This is a genomic window from Orbaceae bacterium BiB, assembly GCA_036251205.1.
Taxonomy (GTDB): domain Bacteria; phylum Pseudomonadota; class Gammaproteobacteria; order Enterobacterales; family Orbaceae; genus Orbus; species Orbus mooreae.
Genome location: CP133958.1, coordinates 2,414,253 through 2,437,468, shown reverse-complemented (window position 1 = coordinate 2,437,468; position 23,216 = coordinate 2,414,253). Strand labels below are relative to the sequence as shown.

Below are 23,216 nucleotides of genomic sequence, written 5' to 3'. Positions count from 1 at the left end.
TGTTTTTTAATATTTAGTATATTTAGTTTTTAGTCTATTTTAGTGCTGTGCTTCTTCGGTCGTTGATGACTGCGGATACGCTCTATTTATCCACTGCCTGCGACCGATTAAGGACATTCCGCACGTCCTTAATAGGACTGCTCTCGACCCATCAAGTGACCAAACTCCCCATACCATCTTTAAGTACTCATTAAACAACTAACAACGCCACAATACATCTTATATTACCGTTAATGCCCTTGCCGGATCGATTTGGATCAATTCATGCTGTAATCGTTCGATATCATCCATAAGTGATGTTCTATTTATCTCTTTTAATTGCATTTTCTGTTTTAGTAAACGCAATAATTGATGTTTTACATCAAATATTAAATCGGGCTCCCAAGCCTGTAAATTAAGTGTGTACTGTTTTTCGTTTAAACCCGCTAATAGTTTTAAAGCAATATCAAGTTTACCATTTTGTTCAGCAATCCTAGCTTGCGTATATTGTAATAAATAACTCTGTTTCGGTAAACGAATTGCGGGTAAACCTTGTAACCAAATAAAGGCTTTTTCTAAGCTTTCACTATTTGCCAGTTCTATTGCCTGTTTCTCAATTTCATTCCAGTCATTTTCACCAGATACCGCAATCGGTGCTAAGGTATTTTCTTCATCAAGATGATGAATTCGAGCCGTTGTCGCGATCCAATGTAACGTTTCATCATCAGCAAATGGGGTACCATTTTCAAAGGCTAAACGCTCAATACCTTGTAAACGTTCAAACATTAAACCGATATCCGTTAAATAAATATCAGCCCATGATTGATAAGGCTCACCCATTTTTTGTAAAGCGAGCACAGCCGCACGTTGTAAATCAAACCAAAAGTGATTCGCATTTTCCATAAATGCCGCTTCTACCCGTTCAAATAACTCATGCCACTGTTGTTGAATAACTAAACGACTAATATTTTGTCTTAACTCATTTCTTGGTGCAGGAAGACGAGTCCGTCCGCGGTGATCCATCGGCGGTAGATTACTCACCGTATCCCAACGCAATGCTCGCAAAAAACGCCCTGCTGCTAAATAGCCTTCAGGTTTTTCACGTAAAAATGTCGCCATTCGTCTTGCTTGATCAAGTAGCTCGCGCTGTGAACGGATTGTCGCATCAGCCATTTTATTACTCGGTTCATTATCATAAACAGAGGACGACGATGGCGAAGTGGCACTATTTTTATCTTCCTGACTTTCATTGGTTTTAATTTTAAGTGGTTGTTTTAAGCTATTAGCAAAAAATAAAATTAAACCGCTCAAATCAGGTTGTTGTGAGGGTTGACTCGGATCTTCACTGGCAAATAACGTTTTATTACAATGATCAATTAAGTTCAGCGCAGCAATAATACGCGTTAAATCATCTTCTTCAATCGGTTGTAATTGATTAAGTAACTCCGTAAATTTAGCATTGGCGAGCCACTCAATCGCATTTTTACGAATATGACTACGTGAGGGATAGAGTGACTGACCAAATGTATCTAATAGTCCAGCTAATAGCTCCAAGCCATCAGCAAAACCAGCGGCACCATCCACTTGTAAACGCGCTAAACAGTAATAAGTAGCAACACGAATATCCTTACTGTGCTGTTTAATGATAGTTTCACTGCCGTTAATGATTAAGTTATAGTCAACACCAGATAATTTGGCGATCTCCTCTTTAATCTCTTGAAACGTATCGTGATAAGTCAGATCCTCGCCAGCTGGCTTTTCTGGCGAAATCGGCGCGAGCCAATCACGCCATTGATTAGTTAAACGTGTATTGATCGCCACTTGGGGATCTTGTTTACTAAAAAATCGACTCAATAGCTGACTAAGCATAACAATATCCTATTTATAATGTTCGATTAAACTGTAATTCTACGTCATTTTTACTGACGTCAAAAACCTGCTTAGGCAACACAAACTGTTTTAACTGTAGTAGTGTTAATGGCCCCTTCCCTGACTGAGTCCGTAAAATGTATTTTAAATTACGATCAGGACCCACTTTCCATACCAACTCATAACGACTGGAATCAATTTGTTTGATAAATGCCGATTCTAACAAACGGATCCACGCCCAGTCGCCAGCATAATAATCATAAAGCTGTAAACCCGATTCATCACTGGTAAAACTTAATTGGGCATAGGGAGAGTAGCCTTCACCTGGCCAAGTAAAACGATGCCAAACTGGCATTTGGTTAAAGTAGTTGAGTTTTTGTTTATCAATAATCAACTCGCTACGTACGACGTTATAACCACTACGTGCCATTAAATCAAACGAGATTTTAGCATCGCCTGACGCAAATAACTGACTCGATAAGGCATTAAATAGATTCAATGCTTCAATAAACTTCGGTGAAAAGTTAAGGCCTTGTGCGTTGACCGGATTAATAACCCATTTGTCGCCCTGTTTTTCTAAAATACCACCCAGTTCGCTGGCAATAAATTTATCGACAACACCCGCATCAGGTCGTAAAAAACGGGCTAATTCAGCAAGTGAAGCATCATTATCAGAATTTTTAAATGGATAACGCCCAGCAAAAGATTTTTCCCACTCATAAACAATTTGAGACTGCCATACTTCATTAAAGCTTTTCGCTGCTGGCGTTAAAATAACTTGCCATGCTTGTTCTAATGGTTGTTTGAATAAGCTATAACCAAAGCCAGACCACTCTTCACCTAAATTCGCTGCGATTAAATTACCGTAATCTCGTGTTTCAGTTAAATCAACCGATGTGCCTTGGAAAACGCTTTTTGCTAATAATTTTGCCATAGCTTGTGGATTGGCGCTGCTGGTAATATTTTGCAGTTTTAGACGAACTTGCGTCACTCGCAATAAATAGGTTTGTAAACTCAGTTCATTACCATTTTCGACATTAAGTAAATTAAGTACCGGACCAAATGTTGGCGTTAATGGGCCAGATGCCTCTACCTTAACATTCAAGTTGGCTGGATTTTTATCTTTTACCAAATCTTGTGCTGAACGGAGTAAATTATCAGAGAGCCCGCCGCCAGAATAAGCCACTTCACCTTGGTATTTAACCACATTCATTAATGCAACCATAGGTGATTGACGTACGTCAGACATTAAGGTTAACTGCTCAATAACATCAGCAATATTATCCGCTTGGCGCCACTGAATATTATTTAAAAATAGTAACCAAGCCGCACTATAATCAGCAAAATAGCGATCAGTTAAATGCTGGCGTAATACAGCTGGTGATACTGAGGATGTCATGGTTTGTGAACCATCACTGAGAACCCAGTCAATCTGCTCTTGTCTCGATTTAGCTGCACTGGCAATCTCATTTTTGACAACATTTTCCCATGCCTTACGAGTAAACACGCCAGGGACTTCACCTGTTGAACTAAATAGCATACGACTATCAATATCACCGAGTAACTGCACAAGTGTCACATTGGCATAATTTTGCCCAGCACGCTGTAAGATCGCCTGATAAATCGTATTTTCAGCATTTTGCAAACCGATCTGATTAATTAAAATCTGCCGAACATCCTTAATTAAAGCAGATGAAGCCTGTTTTGCCCAATTTGGATGAGCGTGCAAATTACGTCCCCAAAATGATACTAACTCAGGCATCAGTTGTTGCCATACACTCACTTCAACATCCTTTGGTGCTGGCCATGACTGAGTGACAAAATCACCTAAATAAGCTGCATCGGTTTTATCAGGTCGAGTCAGCATCAAATAAGCTTTTAATACATTGTAACTCGAGTTCGCTAATTGAGCGCGATTAGGATCCGCCGGCGACATATTCGTTAACGCCAATAAATAATTGCTCTGCCACTCCATAAATGGCTCGGCAATATTGATATCATTCGCCGCCAAATAGTGCGGCCAAACCGCTTCTAATAACTGTTCATTATGATTTAAACCAAAACGAAAACTTAGCGGAGTGCCCTCATTTTGACGATACAGTAACTGATCCAGTTGTAATTGTAGGGCATATTGGGTTTCTAAACGTTCAGCATAAGGTGCTGTTTTCGACTCATCAAGTTTAGTCACTAATGCCGTTGTATCCGCAATTAATTGACTATTTTGATAGTAAGAGCTCACTATCCCAATACTCGTTGCAACCATAAAGATCAGTAGTAGTGAACAAAATAAAGTCTCCCATGGCAGTCCCATGCGTTTACCACTTTGTATTTTTGCATCCTGACTAATTATTTGCCACATTGGGTTAATAGTCAGGTTATGTTCGGGTAAGTAAAGTGCTTCTTGTGCATCAACTTGATTAAGGCTAGGTGGAGTGAATAATAGACCGCGAGGTGCAGTTGCTTTAGGTAAAGCAAGCCATTTAGCCAGCCACTGTTTAATGCGTGTATTATCTTGTTTAACTAAGTTATGACTTAATTGCAGTAAAAAAGCGTAGCTATTGTTAGTGATTACTTGCTGAGTTCCTTTTTCACAGCATTGCTGAGCAAGTTTATCTAACGCTTTATCTAAGACATTTAAATTAGTTGCTTTAAGTCCGGTAAAGAAAGTACCCACACCTTGTTCAATACGACCCGTTTGTAACCACTCACTATTTTGGCAACTGACTAAGTAAATCGGCGCTTGCCAACCAAGTGCTTTGTTGCGTTCTTGCATTAGGAGTAGATTTTTCTCAAGCCTCGCTTGTTGGGGACGGGTTAAATTTAAGTAGTTATCAGGTAGTAACCAGACAATCCCATCAAGTGGCCTACGCCGTAAACCGATAATACGACCAAAGGTCTTTTTTAATGCTTTGAGCCAAGTGATATTAGGCTCTTCGTCACTATCACCGGCATAGAGCATTAAAATATTTTCACTAAGCTGCCAACGTTCAGTGGTCAAATTAGGTAATAGGCGTTCGGTATCATCTTGGCTACCAATAACGAATAACTTACGCACCCGATGGCGCCAGAATAAACCAAATTGCATGCGTAAACGGGAAGTAATGTCACTAAAAGGGCCGCTATTTTTCTTTTTACGCGGTTTTTTGTCATCGGTATCAATATAGCTGTGATCGCTAAATTTAAAATTAAAACGCATCACTTTATTGAGCATTAAAAACACCAAATTATGTAAGTGAGATAGCACCAACGCCACCACTAACACAACTAGAGTGCCTAACCATTTATCACCCGTCGTCGGTAAAAATGAGAAACTATCTTGCCAAATAAAAAAGATAAGCGCTAAAGCGATTAATACCAGTAGGACGACCCATCCTATAATGACTTTTTTCATGCTTTTCTATTCTCTTATGTTATTTTTTGTTATCTTATTTTTGTCTTATTTATTGTTATTTCTTAGCTACTGTCGTCACCACCGAGGCGGTAATATCGGGTTCACCAACCACAATTAATTGTTTATTACCCGTTGATTGTGCATATTCAACAGCCAGCGCTAATGCAAAAAAATAAGCACTGTTTTTAGCATTACCGATGGTGGTATCAATATTAAAAATCCCGCCTGGTTCAAACTCAATATCATTAAAATGCTTCATAATATCGATATTTTGCTGGTTTGATACACCGCTATACCATACGCCATCATAACTTTTTTTATCTTCTTGCCCCCATAATAGAGCATGATCAAGAGTCTTAGCTAACTCGCCAGTTTGTTCACTACGGTAAATTTTAGCGACTTGCTCAGTATCGATAACATCCGCTAATTTTTTAAATGCTTGCTCACCTGCAAATAGCATAAGGAGTGCTTCTTCGGCTTCGTTTTGGCTTGGACTGTTAAATAGATGAGCATTAATCAGCAATAATAAATCACCATCATAATCACTATTATCAAGCCATTGCTGGGTAAATAAGGCACTATTTTGAGTATCTTCAATAGAAAAGCTAGCTGGATGAATTAATTTACCTAAGCTGTTTAACCAAAGTTCTTCAATTTTTTCATCTTTAAGTTCAGTATCAATAAATAGTCGTACGTGAATATTGGTATCTATTGGCAACTCAGTCAATAGAAGTTTATGTTCAGTCCGCCAATAAGCCAAAATAATTTTTAGTCGTTCGTAGTAATTACCTATATCAAGATGAGATGCTAAAGGTAAAGAACTGTAGGCAACAGAATGACAGCCATTAGTCGTCGGTTTCGTTGTAATAGCATACTTGGCATTAGCTACACCATTACCACTACCAATTTTTCCATATTCAGTAATAAGAGAAAATTGCAATACATACAATCCACGTCTAGCATAATCAATCAGTTGCTGTTGCCGTTTATCTCGATAAATATTCCACTGTTTAATATATGCTTCACAATATCCTCGATAATAAATGCCATATAGCAAACTAAACATCCATAAACCAATCGGTACAACCACAGAACAAAGAACCAGTAATAAATCAGATATTGAGTAAAAAAAGCTAACAACAAAGGTTATAAAGCAACCAGTAACAACCAATGCTAATAGTAAAATAGCCCAAAACCACCAACTAAACTTTTTTAGCGGTAATAATGATTGAGGTAGCTTGGTTAAATCAACTGGCATTAACCTTTACCCACATCTGACAACGATGAAATTAGTGCACAACCACAAGCGGCATGGTGACCATCGAGAGCAACAGGTTTACCCTGATCTTTAAAAGTAAGTTCCCCTTCAATAATTGGCGTAACCCCATGGCCTTTTTTCGGGCAGCTTACCATATCACCAACTCGCGCTACCGGTTTGCCACGTATGATAGTTGTTGATGAGGCTGAAATTACCTTACCTCCGTGGTTGGTTGCATCGCCCAACCGAATAACACAACGCAGTTTTCCCATTAATTATTCATACCTTTATTTTTTTATAATTAATTGATTATTATATTAAATAATCTTTATATATCATGAATACTGATCATAATAGGCACTATAATAAGACTGTTTTTTCATCATTACATTTCACCCTAGTCCTCAGGTGAAGCTAAATAATAGCCATATCGGATCCATCCTAATTGACCTTGTTTACTCCAGCCTTTCGATGTTTGGGTCATCAAAATAGATGTCCCGCCATTTGGTACAATATCGTGCATATTGACCCCAATAGTTGTTGATAACTTATCTAAGTTATCATTCACCCAATCCGGTATATTTTCTATTTCAGTGCTCAATTGTGCTGTTTTCATGACTCGACCAATGGAATCAGTTATTGTATCGCTAGTTTTAACTCCCGTAACGATAATTTTACCAAAACAAAAACCCTCTGGCTTTAAATATTGATGCCCTAAATCAGTCAAGCTATAACGGTAAATATCTTCACCGTGATCTTCAGAAACCTTTTCACGTGTAAACATGCCTATTTCAGCAAAACCCGCTAAACGCTCTTTAAATTCAATATTAGATAAAAAAGGAATATCATCATTTATTTCTTTTTCCATATACTTAGTGGTATAGGGATAGTTTTTTATACGGCCCAAATATAAACAAATCCCGCGATCACCATTGGGATTATATTTGTCATACCCTCGTTGAAAATCTTGTTTTAATTTTGCTGAATCACAACCGATTAAGCTACCAGCTAATAATAGTAGACCGAATAACAATACTATTTTTTTTATCATTACATTTTACCCAAGCTGTCTGGCGAAGCTCAATAATAGCCATATTGAATAATAACACCCTCTTGCATACTCCACCCGGATTCAACTTTAATAAATCTCATCAATGAGCTTCCTTCATTCTTGGTCAAAATTCTTTGAACACCTTCACCATATAGTTGTGCAATTATTGGTAAATTAGTGGTTACCCAGACTGGTACATTTTCAATTTCAAATTGAAAACGTACCATTTTCGTCGTGCGTCCTATAGAGTCTGTTACTACATCTAATTTATTGACTCCTGTAACCGTTACTCGACCAAAACAAAAATTGTTTGATTTTAAATATTTCGTACCTAAATCAGTTAGATCATAGCGATAGATATCCTCACCGTACTCTTCAGCAACCTTTTCACGCGTAAACATGCCTATTTCACTAAATCCAGCTAATCTCTTTTTAAATCGATCATTACCATAAAACATACGTTCATTATATTCATTTTTTTCCATATACTTAGTGGTATAGGGATAGTTTTTTAAATCTCCCAAATATAAACAAATCCCACGATCACCATTCGGATTTAACTTATCGTGATTTTCTTGAAGCTGCCGTTTAATGTTAGCAGAATCACAGCCAGTCAACAAAATTGTAAACAAACATAGACTCATTATTAATATATTTTTCATGCTTAATCCTTATAATGGTAAGTCAGCAATAATGGTATCTGTTGCTGTTTACGGCCATGGTTATCTTGTTTAATTTTCCCTTCTTGCCAATATTTCACAACTAGGGCTAGTTTATGATTACCTAATAATTCTCCGAGCTTAATACTAATACCATATGAGCTGCTGAACTCCTCACTATCCTTTAATTTAATATAAGAGTAAAGTTCCCCTTTTTCTTCATCTAGCTCTAACTTTTGTCGAACTAAAAAAGTCGATAATGGGATATCATCTTTATTGGTTATTTGGAGCATATTATCTCTGTTACTTGATTCAAATTTAACCTTGATTGGCTGTTCATCTGCTTTAGCCAGCCTTCTACCTGGAGTTAAATCCGGTTCAATATAGAGTATTCCATCAAATGTGCTAAGATTTTTATCATAATTCGGTAATACTAAATTGATATAAATCGATTTATTGAATAAAGTAGCATAGTCTCCCCTTGATTGTATTGCCCCGATATCAGTAGTATTATCATATCTTGGTGAGTTTACAAATAATGAATTATCATTACTATCATACCAAATCGTCGCCGTTGCCCCGTTAAGTGCACAAAAATAGTCATTAATCGCGTAAAACGTACCATAATTATTCAATGGGTAAGGAGTTAGTTTTTCTTGATGCTCTGCATTACCAAAATAACAACGGGTCATCCATTTTTCGATTAATGTCCAACTTTCGGATTTATCTCTGAATATCCAAAGTAATAATGCACTAATCACCCCTAAAATAAATGCCACTATACCAAAAATAGGGAATAGTATTGATAATAAAGCTGCCACGCCAGATAATATTTGGAATGAACTGCCTAATACATAACCTAATCCCCCCACATCACCATAACTCGCTCTTGCAACCCCTTTTAAGATGCCACCTATACCATCTGCAATCACCCAAATAGATAATATAGCTCCAGCTCCTCTAGCAATTTGAACCGAACTCTGTTTGATAAAAAATAACGCCGATTTACCAGAAGCATTTGCAGTGATAATTGCAATACTACTAGCGATTCCTTCAAATGCGAGTTGAGTCCCAGTAACACAAGACTTAGACAGAGAAGAATAAATTTCCTTTCGTTCAGCTTCGCCTAATCTTAGTGAGTTAAGTGACTCTAGATTACGCATAAAATTCAATACTTCAAATATGGCTAAAATACCATTGAGTGCAAGCGAAATACCATTTTCTAAATACACCGTTGCTCTTTCTTTATTCACCAATTCATTAAAGTAACTCTCAATATCATGATAATTATTACCTTTAACGGCGGAGAATGAGATTTTGTCCTTCATCTCACTGAGAACTGAGAAATCACCTTTACTGAGCGCTGTCGCTAATTTTTTTATCTCTTCTTCATTTTTACCGACTAAAAATGCCTGTAATGTAAATTGTCCTTTCCCCGTTGTTTCAAGTATATCGACTCGTCCTTTAGCTTCATTCATAGTAAAGGTAATCGTTCGACCTTCGGTAGTTGTAATTGTATTTTTTGCACTATCTGAGCTTAAAATTAATATCTTATTTTTAATTAAAAGATCTAAGGTTTGATTTAATTGGCTACGACTTACTTTCAATTGAACAACTTCCGCGCTTAAACCCGATAATAATCTAAATGCACCCTGTAAATGGACTTGTGTTAAATTAGTATTAATGAGAGGTTTAGTATTGATTGTTGCTTGATTTGACAAGGAAGACAAAAAACCTTTACCATTTTTAAGATCGAACATTCCTTTTGCTGGAATATTTGAAAAACCTTCAATGGCAAGACTATTTAGTCCATTATATAATCCTAAAAAATCTTTTATTTTACTTTTAGCGAGATCAATACCTATTATGCTTTTAGCGTTATCTGCAACTTGTTTAATAACATCACTCATCGATAGCATTTGGTCATCTTTCAGTTTTTCACTCTCTTTAAGATGAGTGGATAATAATAGTGTCCATAATGTATCATTCTTCCCATCACCGTAGAATGGCCAAAAGAATAACGTTTTTTTATTTCTGAACATTCTATCCCATACGCCAAATTGTTGATCTAATGTCATCGTTCCGAGGTAATCCATTTTTAATACTTTTATGATATCTGTCATAAAATTAAAGTGGGTATCACTATAATCAACTGGATATTCTATTTGCCAGAAATAGTTATCATTATAGCTATTTAGTTGAATAGCATAATTATTAGTAACAGCGCCATGATCTGTTTCGTCTGTCTTATCCACAGGTTCATTACCCGCTAACCAAGTGAGGTAAGTAAAATAGTCTTTTGAAAGTTTTAGTACTTTATCCATTAACTCATTATAAAGTTTTATATTATCGTTACTAAATTCTTGATATCTTTTCAGATCTAAGCGTTTTTCAATTTCAGCCCACTTTTTATCAAATTTCTTTTGCGCTAACTCAGAACCAGTACCTTTATAACGATATACTGCAACATGAGTTGCTTCACTTTTTCTCCCTAAAAGCGTCTCGCCGTATAGAGCATTAAATTGTCTAAGTTTTTTATCTGCTATATCTGGAGGTAATTCAAGTAACTCCATCTTTTCTATGTCAAAGATTTCAATTTGATTTAAAGATTGTTCTAATACATATTTAGGAACAGCACTTTTATTTGCTATAGAATTATTAAAATAATTATCCACAATCGTACTTTCATATATTCCGCCCCTAAAGGTATAAACTACTTTTTCGGTATCTTTTGTAGTTTCATGATAAAACTGTAATAAGGCATTTTTATAGCTATCAATACAAGATAATATTTTTCGCTTATAGACATTATCCTCTGAAAAATAGCGATCCAATATTGACGCATCGTTATTGTTATTAACAACACATGCAGCAAAACTCTCTTCCTTCTGTAAAACATCTTGCCCTTGAACTATCGATCCCGCTATAAAAGGCGAATCATGAGATGTTTGCATTGCAGTACCGTAAGTATCTAAAAATTTTTGCCAATAATCTGTTTTTTTGTATAACTGTTCTGCTTCGCAGGGCTTATCTTCTTTATATTGATTGTATGCTTTAATCAATAAATCTAGTGGTGAATCAAATTCCGTCCCCTCTTTAGCTAATCCTTCGTCAACGTTATGTTGATATTCTTGGGTGATCATATTCTCAATATTTAAATCGGCTTGTCGTATTGCTGATAAATAAGGCTGAACATATTGGCTACGATAAAATGCAAGCTCTTCAGCTAATCCTAATGTATCCTCAACAATAACAGTTCCAGCTTTTAGTCCTTGATCATTTAATAGTTTAAGCTCGTTTTGTAAATCTAAAGGATCGAGAGCCCTAAATGGATATAATAATTTTTTATTCTCAGAATTTTTAAAGTGAGTCTCGAATAAAATCCGCTCCCCATCAATAAACTGTTCAGTATTAAAAGCCCGCGGTGCCATTTCTTTAGTTACTAATAATGCTGGATCAACCATAGAACTTTTATTTATTAAAATATGAGTAAAACGAGATAATTTTGAGACGTCTACTGACTTATAATATTCTTTTACTTGCTCTGACCAAGCATGGCGGCTATATGCAATCCATACTGAATCATAATTTTCAGGATTTGGAATACTTAAAAATAACGCTTTAATATGATGGTTTTTATTAACACAACGTTCTGAGAGTTCTTTCGGTTTTTTCTCTTCTATTTCACGTTCAGGCTTGAAACGAAAACCGCCCTGTTCTAGTGATTCATAAGTCAAAAACTGTTTTTCTGTTGAACCAGCCCGCTGCAACATAATATAAACAAAACCTTCTCTCAATAAACGATAAACATTCTTATGATGTACCAAAGGTTCAGTGGGCTCTCGGCCTTCTAACTCGCTTAAGTTCATTCCTTTTGACCAATCGATACTAGCATTGTAATCATTCGGAATAATGGATTTTCTAATTAAGAATATAGGTAATCCGGGTGTCTGACAAAGACCGCATGTAAGATCAGCTATTGAGGCAGATTTTTGTGCAATATTGCTTATAAGATTTTTTTCTGTTGATTGCGTCATCTTTTCATTCCTTAAAATATTGATATATACAACTACGCTTTATCTTTTAGTTGAATAAATTCTTTTTCATCAATTAATTTAAATCGATCGAGTAAGCTTCCCTGATCCTTAACAGCCTCATCAATAGCTTGTTTAATTAAATTGCTTTTAAGTAAGTAACCATAATATTGGCTATAAAGAACAAACATGAAACTATCTTCAGTGTTTGACAAACCAATCCGTTGACTATCTTGATAAAATCGAGCCAGTGATATAATATCGTAGTCATTAGCTAAAGTATTTTTTCCTTTTCTACATATTTCGGACCACGCTATATGTAATGCTTGTATTTTTTTCGCTTCTTTTTGATAAAAATGTGTTTCATGAGTAATGAATAATTCAGGAGTGGTAATATGGTCATTCTCGAATGCTTTTATCATTCTTAAATCTTTCTCAATAGTAAAATAGTTATATTGTTTAAAAATCGATAGTATTATCGGCAACCATTCTGGACATATTTGATTTCCATATTCAAATAATTGCATTCTAAATGGTTCGTAAAATGGTAAAAAAGGAGAGCCAAATATTCGTCCTAAGGATAGTCCTGTACTAACTATTCCTTCAACCATCTTTGTTGGTGATAAATGACTAGAAAACAAACTACAAATATAATTTTTGCGAAAAAGATACTCTGCCTCAGACCTTTCTACACAGGCTTGAACCAAACTTTCATCAACATTTTGTTCAGGTTTTGCTAATAAAATAAGCTTAGGACAAGACTTAAGATCATGAGTAATTTCTGGCCTAGGTATCGTATAGATACAATCATTGCCAATATTTTCACTTAACATATTGATATGTAAACGATGTCGTTCATTAATTGTTTCCAATCCGTCTAACAATAAATAACGATACCATTTTTTGTTCTCTTGCGAATTTAATAATAAATCTGTTGCTATAGTCATTACTATAATGTCTCCGTACATTCACTACCCGCTGGCAACGCTGGTGCTGGCGCACTATAACTCGACGGTCCAAGAACGCCAAAACTCGCTGCCAATGCTTGTACATCGCCCGGTGCAATCAGTTTAATCGCACCGCCTTCAAGAACGATCGCGACACCATCGCAGGTTAGAGTCAGTTTTTTACTGGCACTGATGATGACTTCACTATCGGTACTGGTGATTTTCATATTTTGTTTGGATGTTAAGTGCATTTCATTATTTTGCGCTTGTATATCAACATTGCCTTTAGAGGCAAAGATTTTGATACCCATTTTATTGGCAAACAGGCTAATCATATTGCCAGCCGTTACCATAAAGCGTTTAAAGGCGTTAATATCAATGGTGCTTTGTGCGGTTTGGATAATATTTTCACCGGCCGTTAACTGGATCGAGCTTGGCGTTACATCAGCAATACCTGACGGTGCATAGTTTAAAATTGCCGGTTGCTGTAACTCTTTTAAACTTTGTTGTAATAACTGTTTTTGAGTTTGTAAATCAGCCAATTCGGCTTGTGCTGCCTGAGCGAGTTCATTTAGCTGCTTAACCATATTGGCAGCTTGTTCTAGCTCTTTAACAGCGCTCTCCATTTTAAGCTGTAGGTCACCGGCTTGGTACTGCTCCTCGGTCGTAACGTACAACCCTTTACCAGCACGAATCGCTCCCCACTCATCGGTACGGAGTTCAAAACCGTGACCGCGGTTTTCCTTTTCATTATTAACAAGATGGCCAATGTTAAGCTGAGTTTTACCATATTCGGTGGCTAGTTTAATATGCTCTTGCCCCCGTTTGTCATCCATACGCAGTTTATTATTAGCTGGCGTACGAATCACATTACGGTGTTTGTTCGCAGTAGCAACATGATCTGGGTGAGTGCTATCATGCATGGCATAAGCAATATAAGGTCTATCCGGATTACCATCGGTAAAGGCTATCGCGACTTCGGTACCATCGATTAACGGGAAATGGAAACCATACGTATCGCCAGCGTAAGGCTTGGCTAAGCGTACCCATAAACTCTCTTCACCACTGCGCCAGGTTTTTAAATCAAAATCAAACTTCACCCGATAACGTCCCATCGTATCAATATAACCGTAGGTATCATTATCGGGGCTTGTGACTCGAGCTGGCACCGTGCCAGCAACTTGTGGCCACGGTAATGGATTTGGACGATAAGGTTTTAAGACATCATAAGGAATAGCGGTGAAAAAACTTTGGTAAGATTCACTGCGATCACCATAACACGCAGTGGTTAGAATAATGACCCCTTCATTAATACCGTTAATTGGACAACCCGCGAGAATGACTCGTTGACCGGGTACTAGCTGGTAATCATTACACTTGCCACTAATAATAATCTTATCACTGATTTTTTGTTCATGACGAATTTTGGCATACCATTGACCACTTTCAATTTGGTCATTGTTACCTTGCGCTTTATAGTGTTCACCATAACGATAATCAGTCCCTAAGGTCGTGCTATCTTTAGGAAGCGAGTTAACTAATGAATACTGATCAGCTTCAGCCGTACGATAGTTGTAATCTTGAGTGATAACCTGACGCTCAACAGTTTTGCTACGCAGCTCAAGATCCCAAACGCTGTTAAGTGAACCATCAACCATGCCACTCGGAGCCTTAAAGATAATATTACCGGCATTTTCTAACCCTTGTTCATAATCGCTAAGTACCAATACATCACAGCTATGCTCAGTATGACTTTCAAAACGAAACCAGATCCCCACATCACTCAGTAATCGTTTAATAAACGTTAGGTCACTCTCTTGCCACTGGGTAATAAATTCCCGAGCTGGATAGCTATCTTTTAGCTCTAAACGGTAATCAACTCCCGTAAATCCATGACGGCGCAAAACAGCTTCCACCACGCTGACGACACTTTGATTTTGATAGATAGCACTATAATGGTCATTAGCAAATAACGCTAAACGAGGTTGCAAAATCACCCGATAATGAGCTTCATCTTTATTACTGGATAATTGACTAAATTCGGTTACCACACCATATAACGTTCTTTGTGATGCTGGTTTTTCTAACGAACTAATTTTATTGATTTGTCCGAGTAGACTAACGGGTAAAAAGGCAAATGATGCCGAACGACTTAATACTGAACTTACGCGGATATTTTTATCTTTACTTGTAAAGATAATTTCATAACGCCACGGAGTATTAAGTCCTTCATCGCCCTTAACGGATAAGACCGATAATGATGACGTCAGTTCGCTGATGGTTAATACATAGCGATTGTGGCTTTGACCGATCAGTTCATCAGCCAACCCATTTACTGCCTGACCTAGTTGTTTTACCATCATGTTCTCCTATTCATCTTTTTTATGGGTGCCGTTATTGTGTTATTATCTTTGGCACCTATTTATCTATTTTCAATCATTTTATCGTCAAGCATTATTTCGGTTTCACCGTCTTATTTTTACCATTCGCCTTTTTATCATGGGCTGTTTGGTTTTTTACTTGAGCCTTTTTTGATTGTTCCGTTTTTGTGGTCGCTTTCGTTTTTAACTTTGCTTTACCCTGTACGGATGTTTTTGATTCAGTAGACGATTTATTTGCAGACTGACTAATCTGCTCACCCCATTCAAGCACGATCCCTTCACCATCAACAAAATCAAGGGATAATACTTGCTGAGTTTTATCACTATCACGTTTCTGTAACAGCAAATTAGATACCACCGGTAAAATTTGTTGGTTTAAAATACTGTCAATATTACGGGCGCCTGTATCGGGTAATAAACAAGCATCAACTAACTGTTCATAGAGCGCTTGACCGACCTTAAAGGTAATTTGATAGTGTTGCTGTAGTCGTTTCGCCACTTTGCTAAATTTCATTTCAACAATTTGTCGCATTGCATTACGTGCCAGTGGCGTAAAAATTACCGTTTGGAATCTAGCTAATAACGCCGGTTGGAAATGGTCACGAATCACCGGGCGTAGTAGCTCATATTGGGTAGCAACAGGGGCATCAGGCATCTCTTCAAATAGCGCCATCAGCTGATCACTACCTAAATTTGACGTCATCAGAATTAACGTATTACGGAAGTCGATTTCACGGCCTTCACCATCACGCATCATCCCACGGTCAAAGACTTGGTAAAATAGATTAAGAATATCTTTATGGGCTTTTTCTACTTCATCAAGTAGTACCACACTGTACGGTCTTTTACGTACAGCTTCGGTTAATACTCCACCCTGACCATAACCAACATAACCCGGCGGTGAACCTTTTAATTGTGATACCGTATGCGCTTCTTGATATTCTGACATATTAATCGTTACCAGCGATTGCTCACCACCAAACAGCGTATCTGCTAAGGCTAGCGCACATTCAGTTTTACCTACGCCAGAAGGTCCGACTAATAAAAATACCCCCATTGGTGCATCTTCTGATGTTAAGCCGGTTTTAGCAGCGCGAATGCGTCTTGCTAGCTCAGCTAAAGCAATATCTTGCCCAACAACACGGGTTCGTAAATCATCTTCTAAACGTAACAGATGGCTCTGTTCATCCTTCATTAAGCTATCAAGCGGAACACCGGTCCAGTCAGCGATTACGGTTGCAACAGTGCGACTATCGACATCAAGTGAAAGTAGCGGATTGTTGCCTTGCAATTGCGTTAATTGTTGTTGGATTGCCTTGATCTGCTTAGTAAGCGCTTTATCATCTGTACTGATTTTACTACGTAGCTCGATTAATTGTTCAATAAGCGCTTTTTCTTCATCAAACTGTTTTTGTTCAGCAGTTAACTGCTGTTGTAGCTGCTCGGTTTGCGCTGCGATTTCATCAAGTCGCTGCTGTAAATCCGCTTCACCAATATTTTGATCAGCAATCAATGCTTCTTGTTCAAACGTTAGTGCGATAATTTTTGCATTAAGCGCCGTAATCGATTCAGGAATAGTATCTAAACTCATTCGGACTCTAGCTGAAGCGGTATCAAGTAAATCAACGGCTTTGTCTGGTAATTGACGTCCTGTAATATAACGACGCGATAGTGTAACTGCCGTTTTTACAGCTTCATCTAAAATATGCACGCCGTGATGTTTAGCATAACGCGATTTTAGCCCTCGCAGCATTAGGCTAGCGTTATCGTCATTTGGCTCATCAACTTTAACCATTTGGAAACGACGTTCTAAAGCGGCATCTTTTTCAAAATATTGTTTATATTCAGACCACGTTGTCGCTGCAATAGTACGTAGTTCACCGCGAGCCAGTGCCGGTTTTAATAAGTTAGCCGCATCAGCACCGCCTGCTGAATTACCAGCCCCAATTATGGTATGCGCTTCATCAATAAAGAGTAAAATTGGAGTTGGTGACTGCTGCACAGCATCAATAACATTTTTTAGCCGTTGTTCAAACTCACCTTTTACCCCTGCACCCGCTTGTAGTAAGCCTAAATCAAGGGTCATAATGCTAACATCTTTTAAATTTGTAGGAACATTACCTTCAGCAATACGTAGCGCTAACCCTTCAACCAGTGCGGTTTTACCCACGCCCGGCTCACCAACTAAAATAGGGTTATTTTTACGGCGACGAGATAAAATATCGATCATCTGGCGAATTTCATTATCGCGACCAAATACCGGATCAATTTTTCCTGAGCGCGCTTTCTCAGTCACATCTTCACAAAAACGACTGAGTGCAGCTTGGTGATGTTTTTGTTGTTCATTCGCTTTAGTCGCATTTTCTGTATGATTAGGCGTAGTCGATTTAGAGGTTTTATCACTATTTTTAACAACGGTATTTGGTGATTCAATCGCTTGCTCTGCATCAGCACTGCTAACTGATTGATCAACATAGGATTGCATCACTGGATTTTCATCAGAAATTTCATCCAGTCTAGGACGTAGGCGTTTTAATGAAATAACAGGTATCGTCAGTAATGGCCATGCGTCTTGTGCTTTGAGTATTTGTGGTGACTCTTGTAGGGCTTCAAGAATATGAACCGAACGGATAATATCTTCATGATCATCAAGAGAGGCTTTTAACCATGCTGCCTGTAATAAGCTAATGAGTGATGCAGATAAACTTGGTTTTTGATTAACAGTATGAGGTAACGCGTCAAGATAGCTAAGTAACCCTTGCCAAATCTCATCCATATTGAGTTGGTAGTGACGAGCTACCACGGTAATATCACCATTACCTTGTTCTAATAATTTTAATAACCAGTGTTCAGGGGTAATTTCAACATGTGCTCGCGTTTGGCATAGCCCTGCAGCGGCTTCCAGCGCTTTTGCACAGTAAGGGTTTAATCGTCGTAATAAAGTGGATGGATCTGTTCGCATAACTATTCCTTTTATCCCTACCTATAATTTATTTTTTATAGCACGACACCGTTTTAGTGCGGTTAAACGTAAGTGCTGTAAATAACTCGTTATTATCTTGCTGTAGTATCTAATTCTAGTAAAAAAATACTAGACCATTATGTTTAACTGTATTAACTCAGTGCTATATCAGGTAATTAATATAGTTAAACATAATGCTAAGATTCTGCCTGATATGATTCAGGCAGAATTAGCTTTACTCACACGATTAACTACGGCTTTCAACCCAGCTGTCTGAGTGGATGATGTTGCCATCTTTGAAAGTCCAAGTAATTTTTTCGTAACGAAGCTCAATACGCTCTAAGTGATTGTATTGTTCTTTTGTTGGATCTTTGATGTTGTGCATTTCAGGTTTTACAGAAACGATTTTCACGCCTTCCATAAACGTGTTGAAATATTCAACTTCTTGACCAGCGTTATCAATTTGGTACCATTTGATTTCAACTGATTTTAAGTTTTGACCCGTTGTTACTGCTTTGTAAAGGTATGGAGATGATGAATCCACTTCTTTTACAAACTCAAGTGCTTTATGCACACGAGTACCAGTTAATTTACCAGTATTGCCATCGGTTGGAATGTAAACTTTATGATCGAACTCAACCACTTCAACACTACCTTCACGGCCTTCAACTGTTACTGAACCTTTGATTTCAGAACCGCCATCATCTTTTAAAAACATATACGCTGGAACTGCCATTGTTTTAACTCCTTATTAGTCATTGTTGATAAAAAAATTACTTATATTTAGTTTTCATCTTCCAACTTACACGTTGAAGTTTGAGGAACTAAGGTTATTTCTACCCGTCGATTTTTTGCACGACCTTCGAGAGTATCGTTACTTTCCAACGGTACTTTTGCGCCATACCCTTGTACAGCGAAACAGGTTTCAGGAATATCACTGGTTTGAATCAACCAATTCCTAACCGCAGCAGCCCGATCTAGGGATAACAGCTGATTTTTATTCGCATCACCCGTTGAGTCGGTATGTCCTGAAATAAGCACTAAAAAGCCTACTCCATTATTTTCTTTAATTTGAGTTTTGATATCCATCAAAGCGTTAATCAATACTTTCGTTGAGTCTGGTTTTAGCGTTGCTTGACCACTTTCAAAAAGTGATAAACTATCTAAACGAATCACTTGAGCCTCTTTGATGACGACTTCACGTTTGGTAATATAAACCGTATCTGGTTTTGGGATCTCAATCTTTGGCGGCTCTGGTACATAGTTACTAATCGCTAAATTTAGTGGTTTAAGTAGATCTTGACCATGATATAGCCCTAATCCTAACTTGATCGGCTCACCTTGTTTAAAATAGGTATTTAATAGCTCGCGATCCTCTTTTAATAGCGCTAAGGCTTCACATTTTTCAGCATAACTATCCATCGCAATCAATTCATAGCTTTGAATATCATTATTGATATGTTGCGCTAACTTAATGTTATTCCAATAAGATGCGCCAAGGGCACCCATAAAAAATACTGCACTCATCATCACGATATTGCATATTGCTTTTCTAATCGGTGAATAGGGATAAGCAATTGGCATAAATTTAACGAGACGATCGGGAGCGGTAATCACTTGTTCAATTGCTGGATCATTCGGTAGATACAGTGTAGTAATATCGGCAAATCGACGCGCAATAAGATTATCAGGCTCTTGATGGTTATTAATCGGATAAATCACTGTCCCTGTTGGAATACATTTAGCAATGGGTTGCTTGGTATCGCTTAGTACTTGTAATATATTGCTATTTATCCAAGCCTCATATTCAAGCAACATCGCACGAATCGCTAGACGCTGTTGACGCTCATGAGAATTAATCACCTTATCATTAACCCAGTTGTCTATCGGTGATAAGTAGTCATCAAGTAGCGATAATTTTCGATCAATGATTTGATACCAATATACTGGCACCGTTGCGTTGTCATGATAATGTAGATTATTAAGACCAATATGCGCTGAAACATAGACAGGTAGCTGATATTTTGCCATTCGACAGGTATCAACCCACGATTGTCGAAACGCCTGCAATTTGGCTGTAAATAATCCTTGTTTGCTTTCCAACTCAGGAGTGAGAGCCAAAAACACACCAATCCGTCCTAACATATCAGGCCAACGAGCGACTAAAGAATCAAACACTATCGGTAACTCAGAATACTCTTCAACATAGATCCATACTGCTTCTGACGAGACAATAATATTCTGTTCTGCAACCGTTAGATCTTCTGGAAAAAAGTCTTTAGCACCATTTCCGGTAACTAAAAATATCGGTAAACGATAACGCTGCCTTGCTGGTAATAAGGCTAATTTTTCGGCTAAAAACTCGATATTATGAGTCGAAGCATTAAGTAATTTGCGATATTTTAATAACTGATAGAATAATCCGCCTGCAATCGCAAGAATAATTAATGTCGCCAGCAGTTTCCACCCAATCGTTATGGGTAAAAATAGCCAAAATAGGAGCAATCCTAATATTGCTCCATAAATAATCTGTACTCGCCAAGGATAATCGTTCATTACTCGTCTATCCTTATTGCATTAATGGAGTTAATAGTTGATCAAGGCGATGGTCTAAAAGGAGATAGAGTCCAATCGCTAACACAACAGAAACAGCAGTACAGGCGATCAATACTGCTTTGCGGCCTAAATATCGGTAAGTCTGAGTATGTTCAATAATCGGATGAGCAAGATCAGCATCACTGGTGCGTAAAGATTCGCGTAAAGCGATAATTAGGTGTTCCCGCTCCATTTGAGGTTGATTTAAATAGCATCCCTGAAAGCCCATTCCTAATACCCGATCAAAACAGTTTAAAACTAAATACTCTTTTTTATCGGCACGTAGTCGAGTACGAATCTTTTCAAATAGATCATAGCCTGCGTTATGGGTATTAAAAAAGACGACCTGTAAAGGAGCGCCAAGCCATTGATCATAATCACGAGGTTTACTACTGTCTTTGCTGCATAGCAATACCACTTCATCAAGTAATGCACACTGTGCATAACTAATATCATCAATAATATCTTGACTGTAGTGTGCTTTTTGTAAGCATTCTCTCAATGTTGTCACTTGCGCTTTACATTGGTTATAAAGTTTACTTACTGATGGAATATCAGCACCTTCTCTTAGTTGTACAACAGTTAAGAGCGTATCGCGCAGTAATTCATCAATCGTTAAGTTGTTTTGTTCTATACTCATAATCCTATCCCTATGAACGCAATACGGCAAAAAGTTCTAATGATATATCTGGCATTGCCCGCGGTACATAAAACTCACAACATCGATGTAGTAACATATTTTTTGCAGCACTATGTGACAAGTCTAAAGCAAAATATTGGTTTTCCAGACGCATCGGGATTGCCGCAGGTACATGGCTAAGTGCTTTAATTGGAATTCCCGATAATGCCGAGTGAATAATTTGTCTTACGTCATCTGGCGCACCTGCTTTACATAAAATAGGGAATTGCGACTGTAGTTGATGCGCAGGCATACTTGAACGCACAGATAAGTAGAAATCAGCTTCCTCTACTAGTCGTCCATCGTTTAAGCGACCAGTCCAGAAAGTATCTTTATCATGTACCAGATCAATTTTAATCACTCGCGATGGTAAGCTCTCTTCTAAGATATTACGTGTTAATTCAAATAACGGCGGAAATACAGCATTCAAGTTATTATGTTGGTATGACGGAATTTCATCAACACTATGAGCCAGCGAGAACGTTAGTAATGCACCGGTCAATGCAACTAATTTTTGATATAAATTTTCTGGATGCAGAGCAGGATTATCACGTAAGAATTTTAATTGCGGTTCAAAACTATTTAAGGCATTAAGCAACCAGAAAAGCGAGACATCGGCAACGGCAAATTCTGCCATCTGTTGATTACGTTCATGACGCATGCCCATCAAACGTTGGCGTTTAGCCTGAATTTGGATACAAAGTAGTTCGAGCTCTTTCAGCAGTGAACCACTTTGTGTATATAAGTTAAGGAGTGGTGGTAAATATTGGTTATCAACCACAAAACGGCCATTAAGATCGCGCTTTAATTTAGCGATAGGACAGGTCACATATTCGCTATGATCTTCAAAATCAAATAAAAAATTTAACGCATAACGCTCAACCGCAATCGTTTCAGTACCACTGCCTAATAAATCTTTAACTTCAACCCACTCTTGTCGATAACGCATTGGTCGCTCAAGATGCTGTTCATCGAAGGCACAGTTTTCGCCGTTGGCCTGTAACAATGGTAAACCAACATAAACAGTCACTTCATCTAAAGCGGGTGGAATATCGGTGGCTAAATTGCGCACAGTAGGAAGATTATCAGCGATATCTGTATCGATCAATGTTCCATCTAAAAAGCGTAAATTTAATGATAGAAGGCTTAGACGATCAAGCACTAAAGATTGCTCATCGATCTGTAGGCGTTCAATACCCCATGGATTAGCTAAATAGAGCTTAGCTAGCTGTTGCCGGCTATAAGATTCCCATAGCGTTTGTTGTTGAAATTGTTCCGGTGTTAAAAACACCCCTTCATTCCAAAGAGGGCGATATATTTTCATTCTTCTTACTGCTCCACCTAATATTTAACGGTATATTTTTTATTTATCAATATTGGTATCAACCGTGACGTTATTATTAGTCATCCC

At 37.7% G+C, this 23,216-nt stretch carries 14 protein-coding genes; all 14 read right to left on the bottom strand.

Translation table 11 applies throughout. The features are described 5' to 3' along the window. Positions 1-219: 219 nt before the first annotated feature. Positions 220-1,848: a type VI secretion system protein TssA gene (gene tssA, locus RHO11_11450; GenBank protein WVD61087.1), complete on the bottom strand. Its 1,629-nt coding sequence runs from the start codon at positions 1,846-1,848 to the stop codon at positions 220-222. A 13-nt stretch (positions 1,849-1,861) separates the two neighbouring features. Beyond that, positions 1,862-5,239, bottom strand: a complete 3,378-nt coding sequence (locus RHO11_11445; GenBank protein ID WVD61086.1) for an ImcF-related family protein — start codon at positions 5,237-5,239, stop codon at positions 1,862-1,864. A gap of 55 nt (positions 5,240-5,294) precedes the next feature. After that, positions 5,295-6,497, bottom strand: coding sequence for a hypothetical protein (locus RHO11_11440; protein ID WVD61085.1), 1,203 nt, complete (start codon positions 6,495-6,497; stop codon positions 5,295-5,297). Continuing rightward, a complete protein-coding gene (locus RHO11_11435; GenBank protein WVD61084.1) occupies positions 6,497-6,769 on the bottom strand; it encodes a PAAR domain-containing protein in 273 nt (90 codons plus the stop codon). Before RHO11_11435 ends, RHO11_11440 begins: the two co-directional genes overlap by 1 nt. A 125-nt stretch (positions 6,770-6,894) precedes the next feature. Next, complete coding sequence (locus tag RHO11_11430; protein ID WVD61083.1) at positions 6,895-7,548, bottom strand: hypothetical protein; 654 nt, start codon at positions 7,546-7,548, stop codon at positions 6,895-6,897. A 29-nt stretch (positions 7,549-7,577) separates the two neighbouring features. Next, on the bottom strand, positions 7,578-8,180 hold the full coding sequence (locus RHO11_11425) for a hypothetical protein (protein ID WVD61082.1): 603 nt from the start codon (positions 8,178-8,180) through the stop codon (positions 7,578-7,580). Positions 8,181-8,212: 32 nt separating this feature from the next. Beyond that, positions 8,213-12,244 carry a hypothetical protein gene (locus RHO11_11420; protein ID WVD61081.1) on the bottom strand — a complete coding sequence of 1,344 codons (4,032 nt, stop codon included), beginning with the start codon at positions 12,242-12,244 and terminating at the stop codon, positions 8,213-8,215. 32 nt (positions 12,245-12,276) lie between these two features. After that, complete coding sequence (locus tag RHO11_11415; GenBank protein WVD61080.1) at positions 12,277-13,188, bottom strand: hypothetical protein; 912 nt, start codon at positions 13,186-13,188, stop codon at positions 12,277-12,279. Between the two features lie 2 nt (positions 13,189-13,190). Continuing rightward, positions 13,191-15,548, bottom strand: coding sequence for a type VI secretion system tip protein VgrG (vgrG, locus tag RHO11_11410; protein WVD61079.1), 2,358 nt, complete (start codon positions 15,546-15,548; stop codon positions 13,191-13,193). Positions 15,549-15,642: 94 nt separating this feature from the next. Then, a complete protein-coding gene (gene tssH, locus RHO11_11405) occupies positions 15,643-18,531 on the bottom strand; it encodes a type VI secretion system ATPase TssH (GenBank protein WVD61078.1) in 2,889 nt (962 codons plus the stop codon). A 247-nt stretch (positions 18,532-18,778) separates the two neighbouring features. Then, on the bottom strand, positions 18,779-19,267 hold the full coding sequence (locus RHO11_11400; protein WVD61077.1) for an Hcp family type VI secretion system effector: 489 nt from the start codon (positions 19,265-19,267) through the stop codon (positions 18,779-18,781). A gap of 47 nt (positions 19,268-19,314) precedes the next feature. Next, on the bottom strand, positions 19,315-21,087 hold the full coding sequence (locus RHO11_11395; GenBank protein WVD61076.1) for an OmpA family protein: 1,773 nt from the start codon (positions 21,085-21,087) through the stop codon (positions 19,315-19,317). A 13-nt stretch (positions 21,088-21,100) separates the two neighbouring features. Beyond that, entirely contained in the window at positions 21,101-21,766 is a 666-nt protein-coding gene (gene tssL / locus RHO11_11390; GenBank protein ID WVD61075.1) for a type VI secretion system protein TssL, short form, read from the bottom strand. A 10-nt stretch (positions 21,767-21,776) separates the two neighbouring features. Further along, the gene (tssK, locus tag RHO11_11385; GenBank protein WVD61074.1) at positions 21,777-23,129 is read right to left on the bottom strand and encodes a type VI secretion system baseplate subunit TssK; all 1,353 of its coding nucleotides are present in this window, start codon (positions 23,127-23,129) and stop codon (positions 21,777-21,779) included. Between the last annotated feature and the right edge of the window lie 87 nt (positions 23,130-23,216).

Bases quoted from the DNA above. Each gene is read 5' to 3' on its own strand.
- tssA (WVD61087.1), bottom strand. From the start codon at position 1,848: ATGCTTAGTCAGCTATTGAGTCGATTTTTTAGTAAACAAGATCCCCAA.
- RHO11_11445 (WVD61086.1), bottom strand. From the start codon at position 5,239: ATGAAAAAAGTCATTATAGGATGGGTCGTCCTACTGGTATTAATCGCT.
- RHO11_11440 (WVD61085.1), bottom strand. From the start codon at position 6,497: ATGCCAGTTGATTTAACCAAGCTACCTCAATCATTATTACCGCTAAAA.
- RHO11_11435 (WVD61084.1), bottom strand. From the start codon at position 6,769: ATGGGAAAACTGCGTTGTGTTATTCGGTTGGGCGATGCAACCAACCAC.
- RHO11_11430 (WVD61083.1), bottom strand. From the start codon at position 7,548: ATGATAAAAAAAATAGTATTGTTATTCGGTCTACTATTATTAGCTGGT.
- RHO11_11420 (WVD61081.1), bottom strand. From the start codon at position 12,244: ATGACGCAATCAACAGAAAAAAATCTTATAAGCAATATTGCACAAAAA.
- RHO11_11415 (WVD61080.1), bottom strand. From the start codon at position 13,188: ATGACTATAGCAACAGATTTATTATTAAATTCGCAAGAGAACAAAAAA.
- vgrG (WVD61079.1), bottom strand. From the start codon at position 15,548: ATGGTAAAACAACTAGGTCAGGCAGTAAATGGGTTGGCTGATGAACTG.
- tssH (WVD61078.1), bottom strand. From the start codon at position 18,531: ATGCGAACAGATCCATCCACTTTATTACGACGATTAAACCCTTACTGT.
- RHO11_11400 (WVD61077.1), bottom strand. From the start codon at position 19,267: ATGGCAGTTCCAGCGTATATGTTTTTAAAAGATGATGGCGGTTCTGAA.
- RHO11_11395 (WVD61076.1), bottom strand. From the start codon at position 21,087: ATGAACGATTATCCTTGGCGAGTACAGATTATTTATGGAGCAATATTA.
- tssL (WVD61075.1), bottom strand. From the start codon at position 21,766: ATGAGTATAGAACAAAACAACTTAACGATTGATGAATTACTGCGCGAT.
- tssK (WVD61074.1), bottom strand. From the start codon at position 23,129: ATGAAAATATATCGCCCTCTTTGGAATGAAGGGGTGTTTTTAACACCG.